Source organism: Streptomyces arenae (assembly GCF_022343545.1).
Lineage (GTDB): Bacteria > Actinomycetota > Actinomycetes > Streptomycetales > Streptomycetaceae > Streptomyces > Streptomyces humi.
Genome location: NZ_JAKQYH010000012.1, coordinates 14,192 through 36,944, shown reverse-complemented (window position 1 = coordinate 36,944; position 22,753 = coordinate 14,192). Strand labels below are relative to the sequence as shown.

Here is a 22,753-nt window from a genome sequence, read left to right as displayed (position 1 = left end):
CCACGGTCCGCGCACTCCGCGAGGGGGAGGCCATGGCCGAGTTCGTGACGGAGAGGCAGCACCCTGCCACGGCGGTGCCGCCGGGCAGAACCGAGACGCTCGACGGGGCCGAGGCGACGGCCATACTGGAGCGGGCCCGGGGGTCCGTCGACCCCGAACTGCGAGCGGCCGTCGAGTCGTTGCCCGGCTCCATGCGGCGGATCGCGCGCTACCACTTCGGCTGGGAGCACGTGGACGGCACCCCCGCGGTGGGCAGCGCCGGCAAGGCCATCCGGCCCGCGCTGGTCCTCGCCGCCGCCGAAGCGCTCGGCGGCCCGTCGGCCCGCGCGTCCGCCGTACGGGCCGCGGCCGCCGTGGAGCTGGTGCACAACTTCACCCTGCTGCACGACGACGTCATGGACCGGGACACCTCCCGCAGGCACCGGCCCACCGTCTGGACCGTGTTCGGCGACTCCGACGCGATCCTCGCCGGGGACGCGCTCCAGGCACTGGCCCTCAGGCTGCTCGCCGAGGACCCGCACCCGGCGTCCGGGGCGGCCGCCGCCCGCCTCGCGCAGTGCGTCCTCGAACTGTGCGCCGGACAGCACGCGGACACGGCCATGGAGGACCGGGCGCCCCACGAGGTCACCCTCGAAGAGGTGCTCGACATGGCCGAGGCCAAGACCGGGGCGCTCCTCGGCTGCGCCTGCGCCCTGGGCGCCCTGTACGCCGGGGCGGACGAGGAGGAGGTCGTGGCGCTCGACGGCTTCGGCCGGCAGGCCGGACTCGCCTTCCAGCTGATCGACGACGTCATCGGGATATGGGGCGACCCGCGGCGCACCGGCAAGCCGGCCGGTGCCGACCTGGCCGCCCGCAAGAAGTCCCTGCCGGTCGTCGCGGCCCTCACCTCCGGCGGTCCGGCCGCCGGTGAACTGGCCGAGCTGTACGCCAAGCCCCATGTGCGGGCCGACGCCGACGAGATCGCGCGTACCGCGCTGGCCGTGGAGCGGGCGGGCGGCCGGGACTGGGCGCAGGCCGAGGCGGCCGACCGGATGGCCCTGGCGATGCAGGAACTCACCCGTGCCGTACCCGACCCCGAGCCGGCCGGCGGCCTGCTCGCGCTCGCCGAGTTCGTGACCCGGCGCAGCAGATGAAGACCCCGGAGTCCCCGGGCCCGCGCGGCTCCTGACCCCGCACGGATCCCCGGGGACTCCGGTCCGACGGGTCCCGCACATCCCCACGGCGTGCGGGGCCCGCCGTCTCCCCGTGACGAACCGTCCCGAGGCGCCGCGTCCGGTACCCGCCTACGCTGAGGACATGGACGGCCGGGAGCAGGTCTGTCCCGTCTGCGGGCAGGCCGTGAAGAGTGTGGTGCGGCGGCACAAGACGCTGGGTGCCTGGGTGCCGGTCTGGGGCCCCGGAGCCTGCCGCAATCCGGAGTGCGGCGAGTACGCCGGATCCCCCCGCGCCCCGGATCGGTCCTCCGCGCGGTCCCGGCCGGAGCGCTCCGAGCAGCCGGACCCCGGCCCGCCGCGGTCCCCGCAGGCCCCGCGGTCCCCGCAGCCCCCGAGCCCGGAGCGCAGGCCGCCTGAGGCCCCACCGGGAGAGCCGACGCCGTAGCGTGAGCGCATGACCGGACTGCCGAACATCCTGCACATCACCGAGAGCTCCCAGTGGGAGGAGGCCCGCGCACGCGGCACCTACGAGATCTCCACCCGTGGCCGCACCCTCCAGGAGGAGGGCTTCGTCCACTGCTCGACCGAGGACCAGCTGCCGCAGGTCGCGGCCTTCCTGTACGGGTCGTACGACGGACCGGACGAACTGGTCGTGCTGGTCGTGGACCCGGCGCGGGTCGGCGTACCGGTGAAGTGGGAGGCGGCGGAGCCGGGCGGCGAGGAGTTCCCGCACGTGTACGGTCCGATCCCGGTCACCGCCGTGGTGGAGGTGCGGCCCTGGCGGTGACGGCGGGGAGGCCGCCGGTCTCCGGGTCCCGGCCGGTCAGGCAGTAGACGCCGCCCGCCGGGTCCCGCAGCACCGTCCAGTGCCGGCCGTCGGCCACGTGCAGGGCACCCAGTTCCTCGTGCCGGGCCCGGGTCGCGGCGATGTCCGCGCAGGCCAGGTCGAGGTGGGCGGCGGCGGGCTGTTCGCCGGCCAGTCGCTGGAGCAGGATCCGCACCGGCAGCCCGGCCGGTGGCCTGAGCACCCGGAACTCCGGCAGCGAGCCGGTCAGCAGTTCCCAGCCGGTCAGCTCCGCCCAGAACTCGGTCTCGGTCTCGTACGCGGACGGCGGGATGTCCAGGCTGACCTGGTCGAGCCGGCTGCCCGCCACCACCGGCGGCCGTACCGACTCGCCGTGCCAGGGCACCGCGCACCACAACAGCCCGGCGGGCGACCGCAGTACGGCCCAGTCCTCGTGCTCGGCGACCGGCTCCGCGCCCAGTTCCCGGGCCCGCCGCACCAGGCCAGGCACATCCTCGGCGCACAGGTCCAGGTGGGCGCCGCCGGGGCCGTCGCCGACGCCCTGGACCTTGACGCAGGCGTCCGCGCCGGCGACCGGCAGCAGGGTCGTGAACTCGCCGCTGGTGCCGCGCGGCGCGGACAGCCGGGTGTCCGTGACGGCCGTCCAGAAGGCCTGGGCGGAACCGAGGCGGTCGGCGGGGCGGTCGACGAAGGCGTACGTCCAGCGGATGGTCATGGACGCGATCGTAAGGGCACTACTTCTCGCGGCGTTCGGTGAAGCGCAGCAGGTTGCCCGCCGGGTCCCGGAACGCGCAGTCGCGTACGCCCCAGTGCTGGTCCATCGGCTCCTGGATGACGTCCCCGCCGTACTCCCGCACCCGTTCGTACAGCGCGTCGCAGTCGGTGGTGGAGAAGATCACTCCGCGCAGCATGCCCTTGGCGAGCAGTTCGGCCATGGCCTGCCGGTCGGCGGGGGAGGCGTCGGGGTTGGCGCCCGGCGGCTCCAGCACGATCTCCACGCCCGGCTGCTGCGGCGAGCCGACGGTCACCCACCGCATCCCCTCGAACTCCACGTCGTTGTGGACCTCCAGGCCGAGGACGTCACGGTAGAAGGCCAGCGCCTTGTCGTGGTCGTCGACGGCGATGAAACACTGCGCGAGTTTTACGTCCATGGGGTCAGGCTAGGCGCAGCCGTGCCCAGGCGCCGGGTCAGCTCATGGCCCAGACGTAGGGATCGTGGGCGGGACGGGGGTCGGGCGGGGCGTCGGCCGGGACGAAGGGCGCCTGCCGAGGGCCGGCGCGGTGGGCCGCGAGGACGTCCATGACCACGGTGTCCGCGGCCGACAGCAGGGCGAGCAGGAGGTGGCACGGCTCCACACGACGATGGCCGAGCCGGTCGGCCTCCTGCGGCGCCCGCGCCAGCAGGGCTCCGGTCGCACCGCTGGGCGGCAGGTGGTCGCCCGGCTCCACGGTGCCCCGGCCGAGTGCGTCGATCACCCCGCCGCGCAGTGCCTCGGCGGGCGCGCCCAGCACCCGTACCGTCTCCGCCCCGTCCAGGTCGAGCAGGGCCAGCAGGACGTGACCCGGCTCGACGTACCAGTGCCGCAGCTCCCGGGCCCGCGCACCGGCGGCGTCGACGACGTCCAGCGCCCGGTCACCGAACCTCTCGTACCCCATCGCCCGCCTCCGTCAGGTCCGCCAGGTCCGTCCGTGCCCTGCGGGTGTGCGGATGCTCCGCCCCCAGCACCCGCTCCCGTACCGCCACCACCTCGCGCAGCAGGGTCCGTGCCTCCTCCTCGGCGCCGCTCAGAGCCAGGTTGCGGGCCAGCAGGTGCCGGGTCCGCAGGGTGTGCGGGTGGTCCGGACCGAGGACCCGGCCCCGGTCGGCGAGCAGCGCCCGGAGCATCCCGGCCGCCTCCTCGCGGTGCCCGGCCTCACCGAAGTTGACGGCGAGGAACTGGCGGGTGCGCAGGGTGTCCTCGTGGTCCGGGCCGAGCAGGCGCAACTGGTCGCCGAGGAGCGGGCGCAGCAGCTCGGCGGCCTCGGCGGGGCTGCCCGCGCCGCCCAGGCTGTGCGCGTGGGACTGCCGGCCGCGCAGGGTGTCCAGGTCCTCGGCGCCCAGCAGCCTGGTCTGTGCCTCGACGGTCTCCCGGAGCTGCGCGGCGGCCCCCGCCCAGTCCCCGGCCTTGCCCCGCGCCACGGCGTGCTCGTGCCGTCCGCGCAGCTCCGGACGAGCGGTCGCGGTGAACGCGCGTCCGCGCAGCTCCGGACGAGTGGACGTGGCGAACGCCGGTCCGCGCAGCTCCGGTGGGGCGGTCGCGGTGAACGCGCGGTTGGTGCCGAGGGCGACGGCGTGGGCGGTGCCGGCGCTCCGGTTGAGCGGGGTGGGCAGGCCCTCGGCGGCCATGACGGCCCGCAGCCGGCGGTACAGGTCCTCGACCGTGAGCAACTCGGGTCCGCCGGGGATTCCTTCGCGCAGCAGCCGGATCAACCGGCCGGAGAACGCCGTGTGTTCCTCACCGGGCAGCGCGAGGGCGACCTGGTCGCGCTGGGCGGAGGTGAGGACGTAGCTGCCGGCCACCTCCAGCTGGCCGAGCCGCTCGGCCGTGCCGCTGCCGCCGAGCGAGTCGCCGAGGGCCCGGCCGGAGAAGCAGCAGTCGAGGACGACCACCTTGGCCGCGGCGGGGGAGTCCAGCACGGCGTCGCGGAGTTTGTCGTACTCCAGCGAGTTGAACTCGGGTGCCGCCCAGCGGCTGTCGGGAAGCGCCAGGTACAGGCCGTGGCGGCGGCCGGCGACCAGGCCGTGACCGGCGTAGTGGACCAGCAGCAGGTCCTCGGCGGCGGCGACGGCCGAGCGCAGCCGGTCGCCGACCGTGCGCAGGTCGCCGTCGTCGAGCAGGACCGTGCAGTGGCTGTCGGGGACGAGCCCCTGGCCGGGGTCGGTGAGCAGGTCGCGCAGGTCGGTGACGGTCCGCGCGACGGCCGGCAGGCCGGGCAGGGCCGGGTCGGAGTAGCGGCTCGCGCCGATCAGGACGATCCGGGAGCGCCCGCGGTCGGGGAGGCGCATGTCACGCCCGCGGATCCTGGTGCTCGTCCAGGGCCTGGCGCAGCAGCCGGGCCAGGTCCTCGCCGTCGACCCGTCTGGCGTCGATCTCGATCGCCGGGCCGTGTTCACGTCTGATGCTCAACTTCACGTCGCTGCGGCGCGGCTGGGTGATCCAGGCACGCAGGCAGGACGCGAGCACGGTGAGCGGGCCGCCCGCGCCCAGCAGCACGGAGACCGTGTCGAGAGGGACGCCCAGGTGCCCCTCGACCGGGGCGCCGCCGACCGGCCGGACCCGGCCGGCCAGCGCCGGTTCGCCTCTGAGCCAGTCGGTCAGGGACTCGGCATGCCGGACCGGATCGGGACTCAGCACGGAGATGAATGCGGTTGCCACGGCTCCCCCGGGTGCTCTGACAGACCTTGTCGGGCAACTGATACGACGATGACCGTCAGTGTACGGCGGGAGAGCGCGGAGTGACCGGGGCTGTGGACGAACCGCGGTCAGTACGGCCGGCGGCGCGGGCGGGTGAACGTACGGGCCACGCAGGACGGGATCACCGTGCTCTCCTCGTGGTCCCGCGCCCGGTACGCGCTCGGTGTCTCGCCGACCAGTTCGGTGAACCGGGAGCTGAAGGACCCCAGGGACGTACACCCGACCGCCATGCACACCTCCGTCACGCTGAGGTCGCCGCGCCGCAGCAGCGCCTTGGCCCGCTCGACCCGCCGGGTCATCAGGTAGCTGTACGGCGTCTCCCCGAAGGCCTTGCGGAAACTGCGCTGGAAGTGGCCGGCCGACATGAGGGCGGTGCGCGCCAGTTCGGCCATGTCGAGGGGCTCGGCGAACTCGCGGTCCATGCGGTCGCGCGCCCGGCGCAGCCGCCGCAGGTCCTCCAGGGTCATCGCCCCAGCATGGCACGCACCTTCGCCACACGGACCGGGTTTGTTCTTGGACGTTCGTTTCCCTCCAGTTCTCGCGTAATTGGTCGTCGCTTGTTTGCATTAAGGAATGGACCACATCACGTTCCTCGTGGCGGTCGTGATCGTCACAGCGCTTGCTTTCGACTTCACCAACGGGTTCCACGACACGGCGAACGCGATGGCCACCTCCATCGCCACCGGGGCGCTCAAACCGAAGACGGCGGTTCTGATCAGTGGTGCCCTCAACCTGGCGGGAGCCTTCCTCTCCACCGAGGTCGCCAAGACGATCTCCGGCGGCATCGTGAACGACGCCGAGGTGACGCCGGGCATGATCTTCGCGGGACTCGTGGGAGCGATCCTGTGGAACCTGCTGACCTGGCTGGTGGGGCTGCCGTCCAGCTCCTCGCACGCCCTGTTCGGCGGGCTGATCGGCGCGGTGTGGGTCGGCGCCGGTTCCGGCGCCGTGAACTTCGACAAGGTGGTCGAGAAGATCATCATCCCCGCCTTCGCCTCCCCGGTGGTCGCCGGCGTGGCCGCGCTGATCGCGACGTACTGCGCGTACAAGCTGACCGCCCGCGGCCGGGCGGGCTCCGTGACCAAGGGCTTCCGGCTCGGGCAGATCGGCTCGGCGTCGCTGGTCTCGCTCGCGCACGGCACCAACGACGCCCAGAAGACCATGGGCATCATCACCCTGACCCTGATCTCCGTCGGCGCGCTGCCGGACGGGGCCGGCCCGCCGGTCTGGGTCATCACCACCGCCGGTCTCGCCATCGGTCTCGGCACCTACATCGGCGGCTGGCGGATCATCCGCACCATGGGCAAGGGCCTGACCGAGATCCAGTCCCCGCAGGGCTTCGCGGCGGAGACCGCCTCCACGGCCGTCATCCTGACCTCCGCGCACATGGGTTTCGCCCTGTCCACCACCCAGGTCGCCTCCGGCTCCATCCTCGGCGCGGGCCTCGGCCGGCGGCTGGCGGAGGTCCGCTGGGGCGTCGCGGGCCGCATGGTCGCCGCCTGGGTGATCACACTGCCCTGCGCGGCGCTGGTCGGCGGCATCTCCGCGTACGCCGTCAAGCACGGCGGCAACTTCGGCACGGTCGTGGTCGCACTGGTCGGCACGGCGCTCGCGGCCGGCATCGTCCTGCTGTCGCGGCGCAACCCGATCGGCGCGAAGAACGTCAACGACGGCCACCAGGTCGCCATCCGCACCCAACCGCCGTCCCACGTCGGCACCGCCGCCTGAATCCGGGAGTCCCCATGAGCATCGACTGGACCTCACTCGGGCAGGTCACCGCGGTGAGCATCGGAGTTACATTCGCAGTGGTGGTCGTCTTCGCCTTCGGCGTCCTCGGCCTCTCCCGCTACGAGGGCGCCAAGGAGCAGGGCGGCACCAGCACCGCCGGCGTCGCCCAGGCCGGGCTGTGCTTCCTCGCCTGCGCGGCGGTGGTGGCGTACAGCATCTACCTGATCGTGCCGCAGTTCCACTGACCCCGCCCCCCACCCCCCGACCCCCTGACTCGCTGAGGAGGACTGGATGACGACGCCGGACCTGCTGTCCGACCTGGCCGACCTGGCCGACCTGAAGGTCGACTACAGCGACCCGGACGACCCCGTACTCATCCGCCCGGACGGTTCCCCGATCGACACCTGGCGGGAGAACTACCCGTACGCCCAGCGCATGGAGCGCAAGGAGTACGAGTGGCACAAGCGGCTGCAACAGATAGAGCTGCTGAAACTGCAGAGCTGGATCAAGGAGACCGGGCGCCGGATCGTCATCGTCTTCGAGGGACGCGACGCGGCCGGCAAGGGCGGCACCATCAAGCGCTTCACGGAGCACCTGAACCCGCGTGGCGCGCGCGTGGTGGCGCTGGAGAAGCCCACCGAGCGCGAGAGCGGGCAGTGGTACTTCCAGCGGTACGTCCAGTACCTCCCCACCGCGGGCGAGATCGTGATGTTCGACCGGTCCTGGTACAACCGGGCCGGTGTCGAGCGGGTCATGGGCTTCTGCTCGGACGACCAGTACCGGCGCTTCATGCGCCAGGCGCCGCTGTTCGAGCGGATGCTGGTGGACGACGGGGTGGACCTGGTGAAGTTCTGGTTCTCGGTCTCGCAGGGCGAGCAGCGGACCCGCTTCACCATCCGCCAGGTCGACCCGGTACGGCAGTGGAAGCTCAGCCCGATGGACCTGGCCTCGCTGGACCGCTGGGACGACTACACGGCCGCGAAGGTCGCGATGTTCCGGGAGACGGACACGGAGTACGCGCCCTGGACCGTGGTGAAGAGCAACGACAAGAAGCGGGCCCGTGTCGAGGCCATGCGCAGTGTGCTGGCCCGCTTCGACTACGCAGACAAGGACGAGGAGGTCGTCGGTAGCCCCGACCCCCGGATCGTGGGCGCGGCGGCCGGTCTCCTGGAGGCCGGCGAGGACGACCAGGACGGCGTGCGCTAGCGCCGGGAGCGCGGAGGGGCCGACCGGACCGCGGCCGGCCCTTTCGCATGGCGGAACGCGGTGGACACGCCTCGGTGCGACCACCGAGGATCGGCCGCATGATCCGAGCCGCCACCGAGGACGACATCGCCGCGATCCGCGCGATGATCCGTGAACTCGCCGCCTACGAACGGGCCGTCGAACAGGCCCGGGCCACCGAGGAGCAGCTCCGCGAGGCGCTGTTCGGCCCCCACCCCGCCGCCCACGCGCTGATCGCCGAGGACGACACCACGGGCGAGACGGTGGGCTACGCCCTGTGGTTCCCGCGCTTCTCCACCTGGACCGGCACCCGTGGCATGCACCTGGAGGACCTGTACGTACGACCGCAGGCGCGCGGCGGCGGCCACGGCAGGGCCCTGCTCGCCGCCCTCGCCGCGCTCTGTCTGCGCAGCGGTTTCGAGCGCTTCGAGTGGTGGGTGCTGGACTGGAACGAACCGGCGATCGGCTTCTACAAGTCGCTCGGCGCGGACTTCCTGGACGAGTGGCGCGTCTGCCGCCTGACCGGCGACGGCCTGAACGCGCTGGCATCCGCGGCGGACGCCTCCTAGCCGGGGCAGGACGCCGGGAGAAGCCCGGTCGGAAGCCGGCAGCAACCCGGGAAAGAGACCGCACCCGAGCCCTCGGAACGCCGTGAACGGCGGACCGGCGGGCCGGGTGCGGCAGGACCAGACCTTCGCAACCGAAAAGGCGCGGGGTCAGGCCTTCTTGGTCTCCCAGAAGATCTTGTCGATCTGGGCGATGTAGTCCAGGGCCTTCTGGCCGGTGGCCGGGTCCGTGGAGGCCTTGGCCGCGGAGAGGGCCTTCAGGGTGTCGTTCACGAGCTGGTGCAGCTCGGGGTACTTCTCGAAGTGCGGGGGCTTGAAGTAGTCGCTCCACAGCACCGAGACATGGTGCTTGGCGAGCTCGGCACGCTGCTCCTTGATGACGGTGGCGCGCGCCTGGAAGTGCGGGTCGTCGTTGGCGGCCATCTTCTCCTGCACGGCCTTCACCGACTCCGCCTCGATGCGGGCCTGGGCCGGGTCGTACACACCGCAGGGCAGGTCGCAGTGCGCGCTGACCTTGACCTTGGGGGCAAACAGGCGGGAAAGCATGGAGCATTCCTTCCTCGTGATCGTCTTCTCAGGTGGGACATTACTCCCTGGGAAGCGTGATTTCGCGAGTGCCCCCATGGGCTTAGGACAAAAGTCCAGGGTCAGACTGAGACTGGTGGAGGAACGGACCGGGGAGGTGCCGGGGATGCCGGAGCTGTCGCAGGAGACCGAGCGGGGGAGGGGTGCCGCGCCTTTCGGGCTGGCCGAGGTGACCGGCCCGTCGATGGTGCCCACGCTGTACCAGGGGGATCAGCTCCTGGTGCGGTACGGGGCCCGGGTGCGGGCCGGTGACGTGGTCGTCCTGCGTCATCCTTTCCAGCAGGACCTGCTCGTCGTCAAGCGCGCCGTGGAGCCGCGCGAGGGCGGCTGGTGGGTGCTCGGGGACAACGCGTACGCGGGCGGGGACAGCACGGACTACGGGACCGTGCCGGAGGAGTTGATCCTCGGCCGGGCCCTGTTCCGCTGGCGGCCGCTGCCGGCCGGTCAGCGTTCGCCGCTGGCGGTGGCGCGCTGGGCGCTCTCGGCCGCGAGGCCGGTGCTGGCCGACCGTGCGGGCCGGTCGGGGCGTTCCGCCTCCAGGCGTTTGCGGGCCCGGTAGGCGGCCACGTTGGCGCGGGTCGCGCAGCGGTCCGAGCAGTAGCGCCGGGAGCGGTTGGTGGACGTGTCGAGGTAGGCGTTGCGGCACGGTGCCGCCTCGCACAGGCCGAGGCGGTCGACGCCGTACTCGGTGAGGTGGAAGGCCAGGCCCATCGCCGCGATCGCCGCGTACCCGGCGGTGGCGTTGGAGGGGTGGTCGGCGAGGTGCATGTGCCACAACGGGCGGCCGTCCTCGTCCCGGTGGTCGTGCCCGGAGATCTGCGGGCTGACCGGGAACTCCAGCAGGAGTGAGTTCAGCAGGTCCACCGCGAGGGTCTCCTCGCCCTTGTCGGCCGCCTCGAAGACCGCGCGCAGCCGGCCCCGTACCGAGCGGAAGCGGGTGACGTCGGCGTCGGTGGCGCGCCGGGCGGCCTGCTGGTTGCCGCCGAACAGATCGCGGACGGCCTCGACCGAGGTCAGGACGTCCTTGCCCCGGCCCGGTTCCTCACTGTTGACGAGCCGGACGGCGTAATCCGAGTAATAGGCCAGTTCCACTTGTAGTCCTTACGGGGGCGCTCTATGGTCTGTGGTGCGGTCGGGTAACAGCCGGTCGTGCTTCCAGGGTATTACGGGACCGGGATGGTGGAGGGTTGCCATGAGCGACATCAGCGACGTCACGACGGCCGTGGCCGGAGCCGACTGGGGCGCCTGGCAGGAGAGCTGGGACCGGCAGCAGGAGTGGTACATGCCGGACCGCGAGGAACGGTTCCGGATCATGCTCGACATGGTCGAGGCGCTCGTCGGCACGGCGCCCCGCGTCCTCGACCTGGCCTGCGGCACCGGCAGCATCACCGCCCGGCTGCTGGCCCGTTTCCCGGACGCGGTGAGCACCGGCGTCGACCTCGACCCGGCCCTGCTCGCCATCGCCGAGGGCACCTTCGCGGGCGACGACCGGGTCACGTTCGTCACCGCCGACCTCAAGGATCCCGAGTGGCCCGCGCGGCTGCCGTACGACTCGTACGACGCCGTCCTCACCGCCACGGCCCTGCACTGGCTGCACAGCGAACCCCTCGCGGCCCTCTACGGTCAGGTCGCGGGCCTCGTCCGCGACGGCGGTGTCTTCATGAACGCGGACCACATGATCGACGACAGCACGCCCCGGATCAACGCGGCGGAACGGGCGCAGCGGCACCGCGGTATGGATCAGGCCAAGGCGGCGGGGGCACTGGACTGGGCCGAATGGTGGCAACTGGCGGCCCAGGACCCGGTGCTCGCCGGACCGACCGCCCGCCGGTTCGAGATCTACGGCGAGCACGCGGAAGGGGACATGCCCTCGGCGCGCTGGCACGCGCGCGTGCTGCGCGAGAAGGGGTTCGGGGAGGCCAGGCCGGTGTGGTGCTCGCCCTCGGACACGCTGCTGCTGGCCCTCAAGTAACGGCGGCGGCAGAACCGGCGGGCAGTACGAAGGGGCGGTACGGGCATCCCGTACCGCCCCTTTCGCGCCGAGGCGCTACAGCACCTTCGACAGGAACGACTTCGTCCGGTCGTGCTGGGGGTTCGTCAGGACGTCACGCGGATGGCCGGACTCCACCACCACGCCGTCGTCCATGAAGACCAGGCTGTCGCCCACCTCGCGGGCGAAGCCCATCTCGTGGGTGACGACGATCATCGTCATGCCGTCCTCGGCCAGGTCCCGCATCACGTCCAGGACCTCGCCGACCAGCTCCGGGTCGAGCGCGGAGGTCGGCTCGTCGAACAGCATCAGCTTCGGCTGCATGGCGAGCGCCCGGGCGATCGCGACCCGCTGCTGCTGGCCGCCGGAGAGCTGCGCCGGGTAGTGCCCGGTACGGTCGCCGAGGCCGACCCGGCTCAGCAGACGCTGCGCCCGCTCCCGGGCCACGGCCTTGGACTCGCCCTTGACCTGGACCGGCGCCTCCATGACGTTCTCCAGGGCCGTCATGTGGGGGAAGAGGTTGAAGCGCTGGAACACCATGCCGATGTCCCGCCGCTGCGCCGCGACCTCCTTCTCCTTCAGCTCGTAGAGCTTGTCGCCGTGCTGGCGGTAGCCGACCAGCTGGCCGTCGACGTAGAGGCGTCCCGCGCTGATCTTCTCGAGATGGTTGATGCACCGCAGGAACGTGGACTTGCCGGAACCGGACGGGCCGATCAGGCAGAACACCTCACGCGGCAGCACCTCCAGGTCGATGCCCTTGAGGATGTGCGCGAGCCCGAACGACTTGTGCACCCCCTCCGCCTTGACCATCGGGGCGCCGCTGCTCGGCGGGGTGATGTCCTTGACGAGAGAGCTCATCGGGCCACCTCCGGGCGACGGAACGAAGCCCACTGGGACAGGTTCCTGCGCAGGCGCTGCAACGGGGTCGGCGGCAGGCTGCGCGAGGAGCCGCGGGCGTAACGGCGCTCGATGTAGTACTGGAAGATGCTGAAGATCGTGGTCAGCAGGAGGTACCAGATGGAGGCCACGAAGTACATCTCGACCACCGCCAGCGAGGTGCTGGAGATGTCCGTGGCCCGTTTGATCAGCTCGTTGAACTGGACCACGTACGCCAGCGACGAGGTCTTGAGCATGTTGATGAACTCGTTGCCCGTCGGCGGCACGATGACCCGCATCGCCTGCGGCAGGATCACCCGGCGCAGGGTCTTGCCCTGGGTCATGCCCAGCGCGTGCGAGGCCTCCGTCTGCCCCTCGTCGACCGACTGGATGCCGGCCCGCACGATCTCCGACATGTACGCGGCCTCGTTGAGGCCGAGACCCAGCAGCGCGGCCAGGAACGGCGTCATGACCTGGTTCATCTCGTCCTTGTAGAACCCCAGGTTCAGGATGGGGAAGACGAGCGCGATGTTGTACCAGAGCAGCAGCTGGACCAGGACCGGGGTGCCCCGGAAGAACCAGACGTAGAACCAGGCCACCGTGCTGGTGACCGGGTTCGACGACATCCGCATGATCGCCAGGATCACGCCGAGGACCAGGCCGAGCGCCATGGCGAGCACCGAGATGTACAGGGTGTGCCAGGCGCCCGACAGGATGGTCCCGTCGGTGAGGTAGTCCGGGACGACGCCGTAGTTGATGTTCGCGTTGGAGAACGCGACACCGATCAGCACCAGGACGGCGATGACCACCGCCGCGGCCACCCAGCGGCCGTAGTGGCGTACCGGGATGGCCTTGATCTGCTCCGGCGGCACCGAGGGCGCCGGAGTCTTGTCGACCGTGTCAGTCACAGTGACAGCCCTTCATAGACCTTGTCGGCCCTCAGTCGTGCCCGAGGCCGTTCAGGAGCCGCCGTTGACCTTGCCCGCGGTGACCGCGCCCTGGGTGACGTTCCACTTGGCGAGGATCTTCTGGTAGTCGCCGTTCTTGATGATGGCGTCCACCGCGGCCTGGAGCGCGTCGCGCAGCTGGGTGTTCTCCTTGCTGACCGCGATGCCGTACGGACCGGCCTCGATCTGGTCGCCGACGACCTCGAAGTCCTTGCCGCCACCGGAGGTCTTGGCGTTGTAGGCGGCGACCGGGAAGTCGTTCAGGTCGGCGACGGAGGCACCCTGCTTCAGCCGGAGCAGCGCCTCCGGGTCGGTGTCGAAGGTCTGCAGGTCGATGGCCTTCTTGCCGTCCTTCGTACACTTCGTGCTCTGCGCCTTGGCGATGCCCTCGGACGTGGTGCCCTTCTGCAGGGCCACGACCTTGCCGCACAGGTCGTCCAGCGACTTGATGCCCTTCGGGTTGCCCTTCTGGACCAGGATCGAGGTGCCGGCGGTGAAGTAGTCGACGAAGTCGACGCCGTTGCCGACCTTCTTGCCGGTGTCGGAGTCGATGCCGTTCTGGCGGTCCTTGGTGTCGTTCATCGCCGACATGATCACGTTGAAGCGGTTGGCCTGGAGGCCCACGATGAGCTGGTCGAACTTGCCGTTCTGGAAGTCGAACTTCACGCCCAGCTGCTTGCCCAGCGCCTCCGCGATGTCCGGGTCGACACCGACGGCCTTGCCGTTCTCCATGTACTCGACCGGCGGGTAGGCGATGTCGGAGCCCACCTTGATCACACCGGCCTTGCGGATGTCGGCGGGCAGCTTGCCCGCCAGCGGGGCGGAGGACGCCGCCGAGGACGACGAGCCGCCGTCACTGCCCTTGTCCGTGTGGTCGCCGCAGCCGGTGAGCAGCAGGGTGCCTGCGACCGCGATCGCACCGAACGCTGCGGTCCTGGAGCGCGCGACGGTGGTACGACGGGTGGAGCTTGCGGTCATGGTGGGTTCCTCCGGCGGTGGATTGAACAAGCCGATATACCGATGTGTCTGATATGTCGATATGCCGATGGGTCGACGGAAACACACACCTTCGGGTGTCGCGACCTCGTGGGTTTACGGCATCCTGCCATTGGGATTGCTCCATACAGGTGTGCGACGATGTCAAAATCGGATAACGGGTGAACCCCGAACCGCGTCAGGCTGCACCTCTGCGCCCCCTCGCCCCCGCGCATCTGCGGGAATCCGATGCTCTGACCGGAAGATCTTCGGTTCATCTCCGGTTCATCTCACGCTGTGGTCGGCCGCCCTCTCGCGGCCGTCCGGCCGCTCATCTGTCGACTACCTACGACATCCGTGATGTGACCTTGCACCTATTCGACTCGTCGCGGGTGCCGCCCGTCCGGTAAGAAGGGTCATTACACCCCTCATCCGGGGCTCAGGGCGCGTGTGCGGCGCGCCCGTCGCGCAGGTGCTCGTACGTGCCACCTCGTACGTATTCAGTGATCGGGCCCTGCGCGGTGCCCGCCCACCCCCTCACCGGGAGTGGCCGACCCTCAAACCATGCATACCTAAGGGGTAAGACAAGTGGCAGCGGAGATCGTCAATCCTCGCAGCGACAGCACGGCGGACCAGGACGGCGGGGCCGAGCCCCTCGATTCCTTCGATCCGGCGTTCGCGCTGCACCGCGGCGGCAAGATGGCTGTGCAGGCCACCGTGCCGCTCCGTGACAAGGACGACCTTTCCCTCGCGTACACGCCCGGAGTCGCGCGCGTGTGCACCGCGATCGCGGAGCAGCCCGAGCTGGTCAACGACTACACCTGGAAGTCGTCCGTCGTCGCCGTCGTCACCGACGGTACGGCCGTGCTCGGACTCGGGGACATCGGCCCCGAGGCCTCCCTCCCGGTGATGGAGGGCAAGGCGATCCTCTTCAAGCAGTTCGGCGGCGTGGACGCGGTCCCGATCGCCCTCGACTGCACCGGCGTCGACGAGATCATCGAGACCGTCGTCCGGCTCGCCCCCTCGTTCGGCGGAGTCAACCTGGAGGACATCTCGGCACCGCGGTGCTTCGAGATCGAGCGCCGGCTCCAGGAGCGGCTCGACATCCCGGTCTTCCACGACGACCAGCACGGTACGGCCGTGGTGACGCTGGCGGCGCTGCGGAACGCGGCACGGCTCAGCCGGCGTGAGATCGGGCAGCTGCGGGCGGTGATCTCGGGCGCCGGCGCGGCCGGGGTCGCCATCGCCAAGATGCTGGTCGAGGCCGGTATCGGCGACGTCGCCCTCGCCGACCGCAAGGGCATCATCTCGGCCGACCGCGACGACCTCACCGACGTCAAGCGCCAGGTCGCCGGGTTCACCAACAAGGCCGGGCTCAAGGGCACCCTCGAGGACGCGCTGGCCGGCGCCGACGTCTTCATCGGCGTCTCCGGCGGCACGGTCCCGGAGGAGGCCGTCGCCTCCATGGCGGAGGGCTCCTTCGTCTTCGCCATGGCCAACCCGAACCCCGAGGTGCACCCCGAGGTCGCCCACAAGTACGCGGCGGTCGTGGCGACCGGACGGTCGGACTTCCCGAACCAGATCAACAACGTGCTGGCGTTCCCCGGGATCTTCGCCGGCGCCCTCCAGGTGCGGGCCTCCCGGATCACCGAGGGCATGAAGATCGCGGCGGCGGAGGCGCTGGCGGCGGTCGTCGGGGACGATCTCGCCGCCGACTACGTCATCCCGTCCCCGTTCGACGAGCGGGTCGCTCCCGCGGTGACCGCGGCGGTGGCGGCGGCGGCGCGGGCCGAGGGTGTCGCCCGGCGCTAGCCCTTATGGCCCCGTCCGTTTGGGCGGGGCCATTTCTTTGCCCAGCCGCCCACCCGATCGGGTGCATGGGGCTCCGCCCCGGTTTGCCGCAGGAGGTGGCGGGCGCTGTCGTCGGGTGCCGGCCGGTGGGGGCTGGTCGCGCAGTTCCTCCCCCAGCCTTCGGCCGGGGGCACCCCCAGCGCCCCTTACGGGCGCTGTGTGCGGGGCGTTGTGTGCGGAGCGTGCTGCGCAAGAGGGGATGTGTCACAACGGCCCCCGGTTTCGCGCCCGGCGCCGGGAACCTATCGTCGGCCCTATGTTCGCCGTCTACGCCGCCCGAATCGACCGCGACCAGCCGCTCTCCGGACTTGAGTTGGGGGACCGTCCCGCCCCAACGGCCCGGCCCGGCTGGAGCACCGTCGACGTCCGGGCCGCCTCCCTCAACCATCACGACCTCTGGTCCCTGCGCGGTGTCGGTCTCCCGGAGGACCGGCTGCCGATGATCCTCGGCTGCGACGCCGCCGGCGTCGACGAGGACGGCAACGAGGTCGTCCTGCACTCCGTGATCGGACAGAGCGGCCACGGGGTCGGTCCCCGCGAGCCGCGGTCCATCCTCACCGAGCGCTACCAGGGCACCTTCGCCGAGCAGGTGGCCGTGCCCACCTGGAACATCCTGCCCAAGCCCAAGGAGCTCTCCTTCGCGGAGGCCGCCTGTCTGCCGACGGCCTGGCTGACGGCGTACCGGATGCTCTTCACCAACGCGGGTGTCCGCCCCGGTGACGCGGTCCTCGTGCAGGGCGCGGGCGGCGGTGTCGCCACGGCCGCCATTGTGCTCGGCAAGGCCGCCGGGCTGCGGGTCTTCGCCACCAGCCGCGACGAGGCCAAGCGGAAGCGGGCCCTGGAGCTCGGTGCCGTCGAGGCGGTGGAGCCCGGCGCCCGGCTCCCGCAGCGCGTGGACGCCGTCATCGAGACCGTCGGAGCCGCCACCTGGTCCCACTCGGTGAAGTCGCTGCGGCCCGGTGGCACCCTCGTCATCTCCGGTGCCACCAGTGGCGACCGCCCCTCGCACGCCGAGCTGACCCGGATCTTCTTCCTCGAACTGAAGGTCGTCGGCTCGACCATGGGCACCAAGGACGAGCTGGAGGACCTGCTCGCCTTCTGCGCCGCCACCGGCGTACGGCCCGTCATCGACGAACTGCTGCCGCTGGACCGCGCCCGCGAGGGCTTCGAACGGCTGGCCTCCGGCGACCAGTTCGGGAAGATCGTCCTCACCAACTCCTGAACCGGGCCGGCCGGCGACCGGTGCCCTCTCGCCTCAGCGCCTGGTGCTGCGCAGCAGCGCCCCGATGTGGGCCGCTGCCGTCGACAGATGGCGGCGGGCCTCGTGGAGCTGGTCGGCGGTGACGCCCCGGTCGCGGGCCGCGTCCCGGATGTCGTCGCGGAAGCGGTCCAGGAGCCGGTCGAGGTCACGGGCCGGGTCACCGGTCCCGGTCTCGTCACCGTGCGCCCACACCGGGACGTACTCCGCGGGGAAGTCCTCCGGGGTCTCCGAGTACTCCGGGGTCTCCGGGTACTCCGGCGACGGAGTACCCGCGGCTGACGGCGCCTTCGCCGCTGACGGTGCCTCGGACTGCGCCGCCGACGGCTTGCGCAGGTCCGGCCCCGGTCCGGACTCCGACTCGGGGCGGCCGAAACCGAAGTCCTTGCCGAACTCCTTGCCGTAGTCCTTCCCGAAGTCCCCGAACTCCTTCGCGAGTTCGGTGATGCCCTCGCGGACCCCGGTCGGCCAGTCGCCGCGCGCGAAGTGGTCCTGGACGTGCTCCTGCACCCGGCGGGCGATGCGCTGCATCTCCTCCTGGGCCTGGGCGCGGGCCCGCGCCTGAGCCTCCTGCGCCTGCCGGCGGGCCCGCTGGGCCTCGTCCCGGGCCCGGCGGCTCTCGTCCTTGGCGCGGCGGGCCTGCTCCTTCCACTCCTGCTTGACCCGGCGCATCTCCTCCTTGGCGGCCCGCCACGACTCCTTGTCACCGAAGTCGGCGTACTCGCCGGTGCCCGGGCCGCTGCCCCGCCGGGCCTCGGAGGCGGCCGCCCGCACCTCACGGCGCAGGTCACCGGCCGCGCCGCGGACGTCGGCCCTTATCTCGGCGGCCAGTTCGGCCACCGACTCGCGGATCTCCAGCTCCAGGTCCGCCAACTCGCCGCTGCGGTCGGCAAGTTCGGCCCGGCCGGCGTCGGTGATGGCGTAGACCTTGCGGCCGCCCTCCGTGGTGTGCGTGACCAGGCCCTCGGCCTCCAGCTTGGCCAGGCGCGGATAGACGGTGCCCGCCGACGGGGCGTAGAGGCCCTGGAAGCGCTCTTCGAGCAGCCGGATCACCTCGTAGCCGTGGCGCGGGGCCTCGTCCAGCAGCTTGAGCAGGTACAGGCGGAGGCGGCCGTGGGCGAAGACGGGAGGCATGTCAGAGCACCTTCTTGTCGGTCGTACCGCCGGTCGTGTCGTCGGCCGTGTCGCGAATCGCGTCGTCGGCCGTGTCGCCTGTCGTGTCGTCGGCCGTGTCGCGAGTCGCGTCCCCTGTCGCGTCGTGGGCCGTGTCGTGGGCCGGCCCTGTCGGCCCTGTTGGTTCTGTCGGTTCTGTGAGGTCCGTGGGGGCGGAGGGCGGGGCGGTCCTCTCCCATGCCGACCTCTCGTCCTCGTCCTCCCTGGGCGGGCGGCGCAGCAGGGCGATGGAGCCCGAGACCGTGGTGGCGCGGAGCTTGCCGTTGCCCGCGCCGAGACGGCCGGTGATCTTGTGGGCGCCCCACTGGCCGTGCACCCGCAGCCCGTCGAAGGCGTTCGAGATGGTGCCGCTCGCGGTGTTGGCCTCGACCTCGGCGTCGGCCGGGTGCGGCAGCCGGATGGCGATCTCGCCGGAGACGCTGGTCAGCCTGACGTCGGTCGGGCCGTCCGGGTCCAGGTCGATGATCATGGAGCCGCTGACCGAGTCGGCGCGCACGGCGGAGCCCGAGCCCTCGACGACGGTCAGGTCCCCGGAGACGGAGTTGAACCTCAGGTCGCCGGTGACGGCCTGGGCCTCCAGGTTCCCGGAGACCGTGTCCGCGCGGACCTCTCCCGCGAGGCCCACCAGTGTGGTGTCGCCGGTGACGCCCTTCACCACCGAGGTGCCGTTGATCCCCGAGACGACCGCGGTGGCGCCGACCACGCCCACCTCCACGCGGGTCTCCGCCGGGACGGTCAGCGAGACGACCGCGCTGCGCCGCCAGCCTTTGCGGTCGAGCCACTTGAGGAAGCCCTTCCAGGGCAGGTCCTCGTAGGCCACGGTGAGGGTGCCGCCCTGCTGGGTGACGATCAGGGGCGGCCCCTCGATCTCGGAGATCTCCAGGCGGGCGGAACCCTCGTCCGTACCCACCACGTTGACTGTTCCGTTGACGATGCGGACGTGCAGATCGCTGACGGGGGTGTCGAAGGCGAGCTTCCTGGGTTCAGCGACGGACCACTCGGACATGGTGCGGACCTCCCTCGGCCGGGCATGGCGGCTGGACGCGGATGCGCACGCACGGCCTGCGGCTCGCGCCATATCGCGTCTTCCATAAACACGATATATCGTGGCCCTCGGAAGTCAAGGCGCTCTTGCGGGTGAGTGGTTGGACGTGGAGTTGACGGGGCGGGTGACACAACGGGCAATGGCGGGGTGACACAACGGGCAATGAGGGGACGAACTGCTTAGCGTGTGGGCATGCCGATGGACGTGTCCAAGGTCGCGTGGGGCGAGGTCTGTGTGGGGGTGCCGGCCGTGCTCTGGGGCGCACGGCGGCGCAGTGTGCCGTGGATCCTGGCGGGGGCGGTGCTGGTGGTGCACGGGGTGCTGGAACTGTCGTACGAGACGGTGTTCCCGCGGGACTGACCGACGGGGCGGCGGAGGCCGGGCACCCCTGGGGCCCGTGGGGGCCCGGCGTCCTACTCCTCGTCCTCGTCGTCCAGCCGGGCCAGCCAGGTCGCCAGGCGCTCGACCGGGACCTCGAAGTCGGGGTTCAGGTCGACGAAGGTGCGGAGCTGCTCCGCGAGCCACTCGAACGTGACCTCTTCCTCGCCGCGCCGCTTCTCCAGTTCCTCGATGCCTCGGTCGGTGAAGTACATGGGGTGCTCTCCTGCTGCGTACACGTGTCGGATGCCCGGTGACGGGTGCCTACCAGCCTAGGCGGACGGCAAAGGTGTGCCGCCGGTGAAGGGTAGGGCTCGTCCGGCGGGGGAAGGACTCCCTTCCCGTGGGTGGGATGGATGGGAACGGCGATGTCTTCCCGTGCAGGGCACGCGGGAAGGGGGGAGCGGGGAACGCATGGAACAGGACACCAGGCGGATCGCGCAGGTGCGGTTGCCGGACGGTCTCCCGGTGCGGGCCCGGCGCGTGCCACGGCCCGGTGAGGTGAGCGGCGGGTTCCGGGCCGGGCCGACCGCGAGAGCCGGGGGCGCGGAATGACGGCCCGGCAGGGCGGAGGCGCGACGGGCGGCCGGGTTCCGGCTCAGGCCGTCCTGCGGGAACTCGTGCTGGCGGCCACCGTGCGCATCCACCGCACAGGTGCCGGGCATCCCCCGGAGGGAGCCGATGGCTTCCTCGGCAGTGGCTTCTTCATCGCGCCCAGCTGGGTGCTGACCTGTGCCCATGTCGTCGGCGGCGAGGAAGGGGGCGAGGTCGCCGTGGTCTGTCGGTCCGATCCCTCCCGGGAGCAGCGCGTCGTACTCGGCGAGGTCGCGGCGACCCTTCCGGAGCGCGTCGACCGCTCCGTCCTGGACCGCTGGCCCGACCCCGATCTCGCGCTCGTCCGGTTGCGTGAGCCGGTGGACCACGAGTGCCTCTACGTCTCCGAGCGGCAGGCGTCGCACTACACGGAGGGCCGGGTGTTCTACGCCGGCTGGGCCACCGACCATGGACAGCCGCGGCTGCTGGACGGCTTCCTGGCCGTGGAGGGCGCCATCGGTGGCTGGTCCGCGGGCGCCCAGCTGCGCCTCGGCCCGAACGACCTCCCGCTCGGCGTCTCCGGCGGACCCGTGATCGATCCGGTGCGCGGCGAGGTGGTCGGCGTGCTGAAGTCACGCGCGGACCACGGGGCGGGCGGCACGTCCATCGGCGTCGAGCGCTTGCGCACCCTCCCGCCGGCGCCTGACGCCGGGGCACACGACCCGTACCCGCACGCCCCCCGCCACGACGACCTCTACCAGGTCGACCCGTACCGGCACGCCCCCCGCCACGACGACCTCTACCAGGTCGTCTGGCACGCCCACGACCGGTACCACCGCGACCGCCAGCGGCCCACCGACTCCGGGCGCCCCGCCTGGAGCGACCTCCAGGCCGAACTGGGCGCCCGCCCGGGCCGTGCGCTCAGCCCGTACCAGCGGGCCGAGCTGCTCGGCCGGCTCGCCGACCTGCCGCCCCCGGACAGCACCCGGGGCCTGCTGGACATCCTCCAGGCGCTGCCCGACTTACGGCTGCCCGCACAGTCGCCCGCGCCACGCGGCTGGCGCGACGGCCTCGGCGCGCTCTACGAGAACGCGCGGCAGGACGGCACGCTCCCGCTCGTCGTCGACTACGCGATGCGGGTCATGACCGCCGAGCGCCCGGCGACGCCCTTCGTGCTCGACGCCGAGGAGGCCCTGTGGGAGTGGATCGAACAGGTCGCGACCGGCCTGGACGGCGGCCGGCGCAGCGAACTCGCCCGCAGACGCGCCCAGCACCTCGGCGAACGACGGCGCGAGCAGAGCGGACGTGACCCCGCCGACGGCCGGACCGGAAGTATGGCGCGGGACCCCTTCGCCCGCTCAGCCGACCAGCTCTCGGTGCTGCTCGAAGTCGTCGACCGGGCCTGGGAGCCGGGCCACTGCGACTGGTCGGTCGCGGTGCTGCGGCCGGACGGTGAGGTGACCCGGCTGGCGGAGGGGGAGCGCACCGGCCTCGCCGGCCTCGCCGCCCCGCTCGCCGAACCCCTCTTCGAGGCGTTCCGGCGCTGTGACGAGCCCGAGCGGCCCGCCCCGCTGTACGCAGCCCTGCCCCACCGGATGCTCGACCTGCCGGTGGACGAGTGGCGGCTACAGCCCGGCGCCGGCCCGCTGGGGGCCGAACGCCCGGTCCTGGTCCGCTGCGCGGACCGCGACCAGCTGCCCGGGGAGGACGGCTGGTACGGCGCCGGACTCGCCGACGACGACGTGGAGTCCGACCGCCGCGAGCGCTGGCAGTGGCTGCACACCCGGCGCGTCCGGGCCGAGGTGCTGGACTGCGACGACGGGGTGCGCCGGCCCGTGCCGGACGTGGTGGTGCTGCGCGGCCTCGCGCCCGGCACCGTCCCGGTGCTGTGCCGCGAGGGCGACCGGCGCTACGAGAGCGACGACACCGCACTTCTCCGGATCGTCAGGGCCGGGTACGGGGTGGCGCTGTGGCGCCGCTGGGAGCGCCATACCGACTCCGTGTGCGGGGAGTTCCACCGGGGCGCTCGGCTGGTCCTCGACGACGCGGCCGACGCCGGTCAACTGCCCGGCCTCGTACACGGACTTCGCGGCCGGCTGCGGGACGGGCGCGCGGAGGCGTTCTGGGCCGGCGGCATCGCCATCCTGTACGACGACCCGCACCAACCCCTGCCCGGTACGGACGACTTGCTGGAGGCACCGTGAACGGC

The 22,753-nt window shown here is 71.8% G+C and carries 27 protein-coding genes; 13 read left to right on the top strand and 14 right to left on the bottom strand.

Translation table 11 applies throughout. The annotated features are described in order from the left end of the window. The first annotated feature begins 32 nt into the window (after nucleotides 1–32). The 3 genes from MB828_RS06350 (at nucleotide 33) to MB828_RS06340 (ending at nucleotide 1,941) form a co-directional block, all read left to right on the top strand. Nucleotides 33–1,133: a family 2 encapsulin nanocompartment cargo protein polyprenyl transferase gene (locus tag MB828_RS06350; protein WP_301647299.1), complete on the top strand. Its 1,101-nt coding sequence runs from the start codon at nucleotides 33–35 to the stop codon at nucleotides 1,131–1,133. Between the two features lie 163 nt (nucleotides 1,134–1,296). After that, the gene (locus tag MB828_RS06345; protein ID WP_301647298.1) at nucleotides 1,297–1,599 is read left to right on the top strand and encodes a hypothetical protein; all 303 of its coding nucleotides are present in this window, start codon (nucleotides 1,297–1,299) and stop codon (nucleotides 1,597–1,599) included. Nucleotides 1,600–1,608: 9 nt separating this feature from the next. Then, nucleotides 1,609–1,941, top strand: coding sequence for a DUF952 domain-containing protein (locus MB828_RS06340; protein ID WP_301647297.1), 333 nt, complete (start codon nucleotides 1,609–1,611; stop codon nucleotides 1,939–1,941). Here MB828_RS06340 and MB828_RS06335 read toward each other — a convergent pair. The 6 genes from MB828_RS06335 to MB828_RS06310 form a co-directional block, all read right to left on the bottom strand. Next, on the bottom strand, nucleotides 1,907–2,674 hold the full coding sequence (locus MB828_RS06335) for a VOC family protein (RefSeq protein WP_301647296.1): 768 nt from the start codon (nucleotides 2,672–2,674) through the stop codon (nucleotides 1,907–1,909). The two genes, MB828_RS06340 and MB828_RS06335, sit on opposite strands and share 35 nt — an antisense overlap. A 19-nt stretch (nucleotides 2,675–2,693) precedes the next feature. Next, nucleotides 2,694–3,110 carry a VOC family protein gene (locus MB828_RS06330; RefSeq protein ID WP_133025350.1) on the bottom strand — a complete coding sequence of 139 codons (417 nt, stop codon included), beginning with the start codon at nucleotides 3,108–3,110 and terminating at the stop codon, nucleotides 2,694–2,696. 37 nt (nucleotides 3,111–3,147) lie between these two features. Further along, nucleotides 3,148–3,615, bottom strand: a complete 468-nt coding sequence (locus MB828_RS06325; RefSeq protein ID WP_301647295.1) for a Clp protease N-terminal domain-containing protein — start codon at nucleotides 3,613–3,615, stop codon at nucleotides 3,148–3,150. Beyond that, nucleotides 3,593–5,005 carry a caspase, EACC1-associated type gene (locus MB828_RS06320; RefSeq protein ID WP_301647294.1) on the bottom strand — a complete coding sequence of 471 codons (1,413 nt, stop codon included), beginning with the start codon at nucleotides 5,003–5,005 and terminating at the stop codon, nucleotides 3,593–3,595. The genes MB828_RS06325 and MB828_RS06320 overlap by 23 nt, the downstream gene beginning before the upstream one ends. A gap of 1 nt (nucleotide 5,006) precedes the next feature. Beyond that, a complete protein-coding gene (locus MB828_RS06315) occupies nucleotides 5,007–5,375 on the bottom strand; it encodes an effector-associated constant component EACC1 (RefSeq protein ID WP_133025347.1) in 369 nt (122 codons plus the stop codon). 107 nt (nucleotides 5,376–5,482) lie between these two features. Next, the gene (locus tag MB828_RS06310; protein WP_133025346.1) at nucleotides 5,483–5,881 is read right to left on the bottom strand and encodes a helix-turn-helix transcriptional regulator; all 399 of its coding nucleotides are present in this window, start codon (nucleotides 5,879–5,881) and stop codon (nucleotides 5,483–5,485) included. 106 nt (nucleotides 5,882–5,987) lie between these two features. Here MB828_RS06310 and MB828_RS06305 point away from each other — a divergent pair, with 106 nt between their 5' ends. From MB828_RS06305 to MB828_RS06290, 4 genes are all read left to right on the top strand, one after another. After that, nucleotides 5,988–7,142, top strand: a complete 1,155-nt coding sequence (locus MB828_RS06305; RefSeq protein WP_301647293.1) for an inorganic phosphate transporter — start codon at nucleotides 5,988–5,990, stop codon at nucleotides 7,140–7,142. A 14-nt stretch (nucleotides 7,143–7,156) separates the two neighbouring features. Continuing rightward, nucleotides 7,157–7,387, top strand: a complete 231-nt coding sequence (locus tag MB828_RS06300) for a hypothetical protein (protein ID WP_301647292.1) — start codon at nucleotides 7,157–7,159, stop codon at nucleotides 7,385–7,387. Nucleotides 7,388–7,433: 46 nt separating this feature from the next. Beyond that, entirely contained in the window at nucleotides 7,434–8,348 is a 915-nt protein-coding gene (gene ppk2, locus MB828_RS06295) for a polyphosphate kinase 2 (RefSeq protein WP_207920782.1), read from the top strand. A gap of 98 nt (nucleotides 8,349–8,446) precedes the next feature. Continuing rightward, a complete protein-coding gene (locus tag MB828_RS06290) occupies nucleotides 8,447–8,935 on the top strand; it encodes a GNAT family N-acetyltransferase (RefSeq protein WP_301647291.1) in 489 nt (162 codons plus the stop codon). A 147-nt stretch (nucleotides 8,936–9,082) separates the two neighbouring features. Here the strand turns inward: MB828_RS06290 and sodN are convergent, their stop codons facing one another. Beyond that, nucleotides 9,083–9,478, bottom strand: coding sequence for a superoxide dismutase, Ni (sodN, locus tag MB828_RS06285; RefSeq protein ID WP_020136639.1), 396 nt, complete (start codon nucleotides 9,476–9,478; stop codon nucleotides 9,083–9,085). A 145-nt stretch (nucleotides 9,479–9,623) separates the two neighbouring features. Between sodN and sodX the strand changes: the two genes are divergently transcribed. Next, nucleotides 9,624–10,076, top strand: coding sequence for a nickel-type superoxide dismutase maturation protease (gene sodX, locus MB828_RS06280; RefSeq protein WP_133025700.1), 453 nt, complete (start codon nucleotides 9,624–9,626; stop codon nucleotides 10,074–10,076). Here sodX and MB828_RS06275 read toward each other — a convergent pair. Beyond that, nucleotides 9,962–10,609: a CGNR zinc finger domain-containing protein gene (locus MB828_RS06275; protein ID WP_301647290.1), complete on the bottom strand. Its 648-nt coding sequence runs from the start codon at nucleotides 10,607–10,609 to the stop codon at nucleotides 9,962–9,964. The genes sodX and MB828_RS06275 overlap by 115 nt on opposite strands. A gap of 100 nt (nucleotides 10,610–10,709) precedes the next feature. Here MB828_RS06275 and MB828_RS06270 point away from each other — a divergent pair, with 100 nt between their 5' ends. Then, entirely contained in the window at nucleotides 10,710–11,489 is a 780-nt protein-coding gene (locus tag MB828_RS06270; RefSeq protein WP_301647289.1) for a class I SAM-dependent methyltransferase, read from the top strand. Between the two features lie 75 nt (nucleotides 11,490–11,564). Here MB828_RS06270 and MB828_RS06265 read toward each other — a convergent pair whose 3' ends face one another. The 3 genes from MB828_RS06265 to MB828_RS06255 are packed head-to-tail and all read right to left on the bottom strand — an operon-like array spanning nucleotide 11,565 to nucleotide 14,308. Next, nucleotides 11,565–12,365, bottom strand: coding sequence for an amino acid ABC transporter ATP-binding protein (locus MB828_RS06265; protein ID WP_133025340.1), 801 nt, complete (start codon nucleotides 12,363–12,365; stop codon nucleotides 11,565–11,567). Continuing rightward, nucleotides 12,362–13,291: an amino acid ABC transporter permease gene (locus MB828_RS06260; RefSeq protein WP_133025339.1), complete on the bottom strand. Its 930-nt coding sequence runs from the start codon at nucleotides 13,289–13,291 to the stop codon at nucleotides 12,362–12,364. The genes MB828_RS06265 and MB828_RS06260 overlap by 4 nt, the downstream gene beginning before the upstream one ends. A 51-nt stretch (nucleotides 13,292–13,342) precedes the next feature. Continuing rightward, complete coding sequence (locus tag MB828_RS06255) at nucleotides 13,343–14,308, bottom strand: ABC transporter substrate-binding protein (protein WP_133025338.1); 966 nt, start codon at nucleotides 14,306–14,308, stop codon at nucleotides 13,343–13,345. 585 nt (nucleotides 14,309–14,893) lie between these two features. Here MB828_RS06255 and MB828_RS06250 point away from each other — a divergent pair. Together MB828_RS06250 and MB828_RS06245 are read left to right on the top strand one after the other, a co-directional pair. Next, nucleotides 14,894–16,117: an NAD(P)-dependent malic enzyme gene (locus tag MB828_RS06250; protein WP_133025337.1), complete on the top strand. Its 1,224-nt coding sequence runs from the start codon at nucleotides 14,894–14,896 to the stop codon at nucleotides 16,115–16,117. A gap of 295 nt (nucleotides 16,118–16,412) precedes the next feature. Then, on the top strand, nucleotides 16,413–17,378 hold the full coding sequence (locus MB828_RS06245) for a zinc-binding dehydrogenase (RefSeq protein ID WP_301647288.1): 966 nt from the start codon (nucleotides 16,413–16,415) through the stop codon (nucleotides 17,376–17,378). 33 nt (nucleotides 17,379–17,411) lie between these two features. Here the strand turns inward: MB828_RS06245 and MB828_RS06240 are convergent, their stop codons facing one another. Beyond that, nucleotides 17,412–18,548, bottom strand: a complete 1,137-nt coding sequence (locus tag MB828_RS06240; protein ID WP_301647287.1) for a PadR family transcriptional regulator — start codon at nucleotides 18,546–18,548, stop codon at nucleotides 17,412–17,414. Between the two features lies 1 nt (nucleotide 18,549). Beyond that, nucleotides 18,550–19,593: a DUF4097 family beta strand repeat-containing protein gene (locus tag MB828_RS06235; protein WP_301647286.1), complete on the bottom strand. Its 1,044-nt coding sequence runs from the start codon at nucleotides 19,591–19,593 to the stop codon at nucleotides 18,550–18,552. A 231-nt stretch (nucleotides 19,594–19,824) separates the two neighbouring features. Between MB828_RS06235 and MB828_RS06230 the strand changes: the two genes are divergently transcribed. Then, nucleotides 19,825–19,992, top strand: coding sequence for a hypothetical protein (locus MB828_RS06230; protein ID WP_301647285.1), 168 nt, complete (start codon nucleotides 19,825–19,827; stop codon nucleotides 19,990–19,992). Between the two features lie 53 nt (nucleotides 19,993–20,045). Here MB828_RS06230 and MB828_RS06225 read toward each other — a convergent pair whose 3' ends face one another. After that, a complete protein-coding gene (locus MB828_RS06225) occupies nucleotides 20,046–20,225 on the bottom strand; it encodes a DUF6104 family protein (protein ID WP_023586593.1) in 180 nt (59 codons plus the stop codon). Between the two features lie 336 nt (nucleotides 20,226–20,561). Here MB828_RS06225 and MB828_RS06220 point away from each other — a divergent pair, with 336 nt between their 5' ends. After that, nucleotides 20,562–22,748 (top strand): trypsin-like peptidase domain-containing protein, encoded by a 2,187-nt coding sequence (locus MB828_RS06220; protein ID WP_301647284.1) that lies wholly within the window; start codon nucleotides 20,562–20,564, stop codon nucleotides 22,746–22,748. Nucleotides 22,749–22,753: the final 5 nt, after the last annotated feature.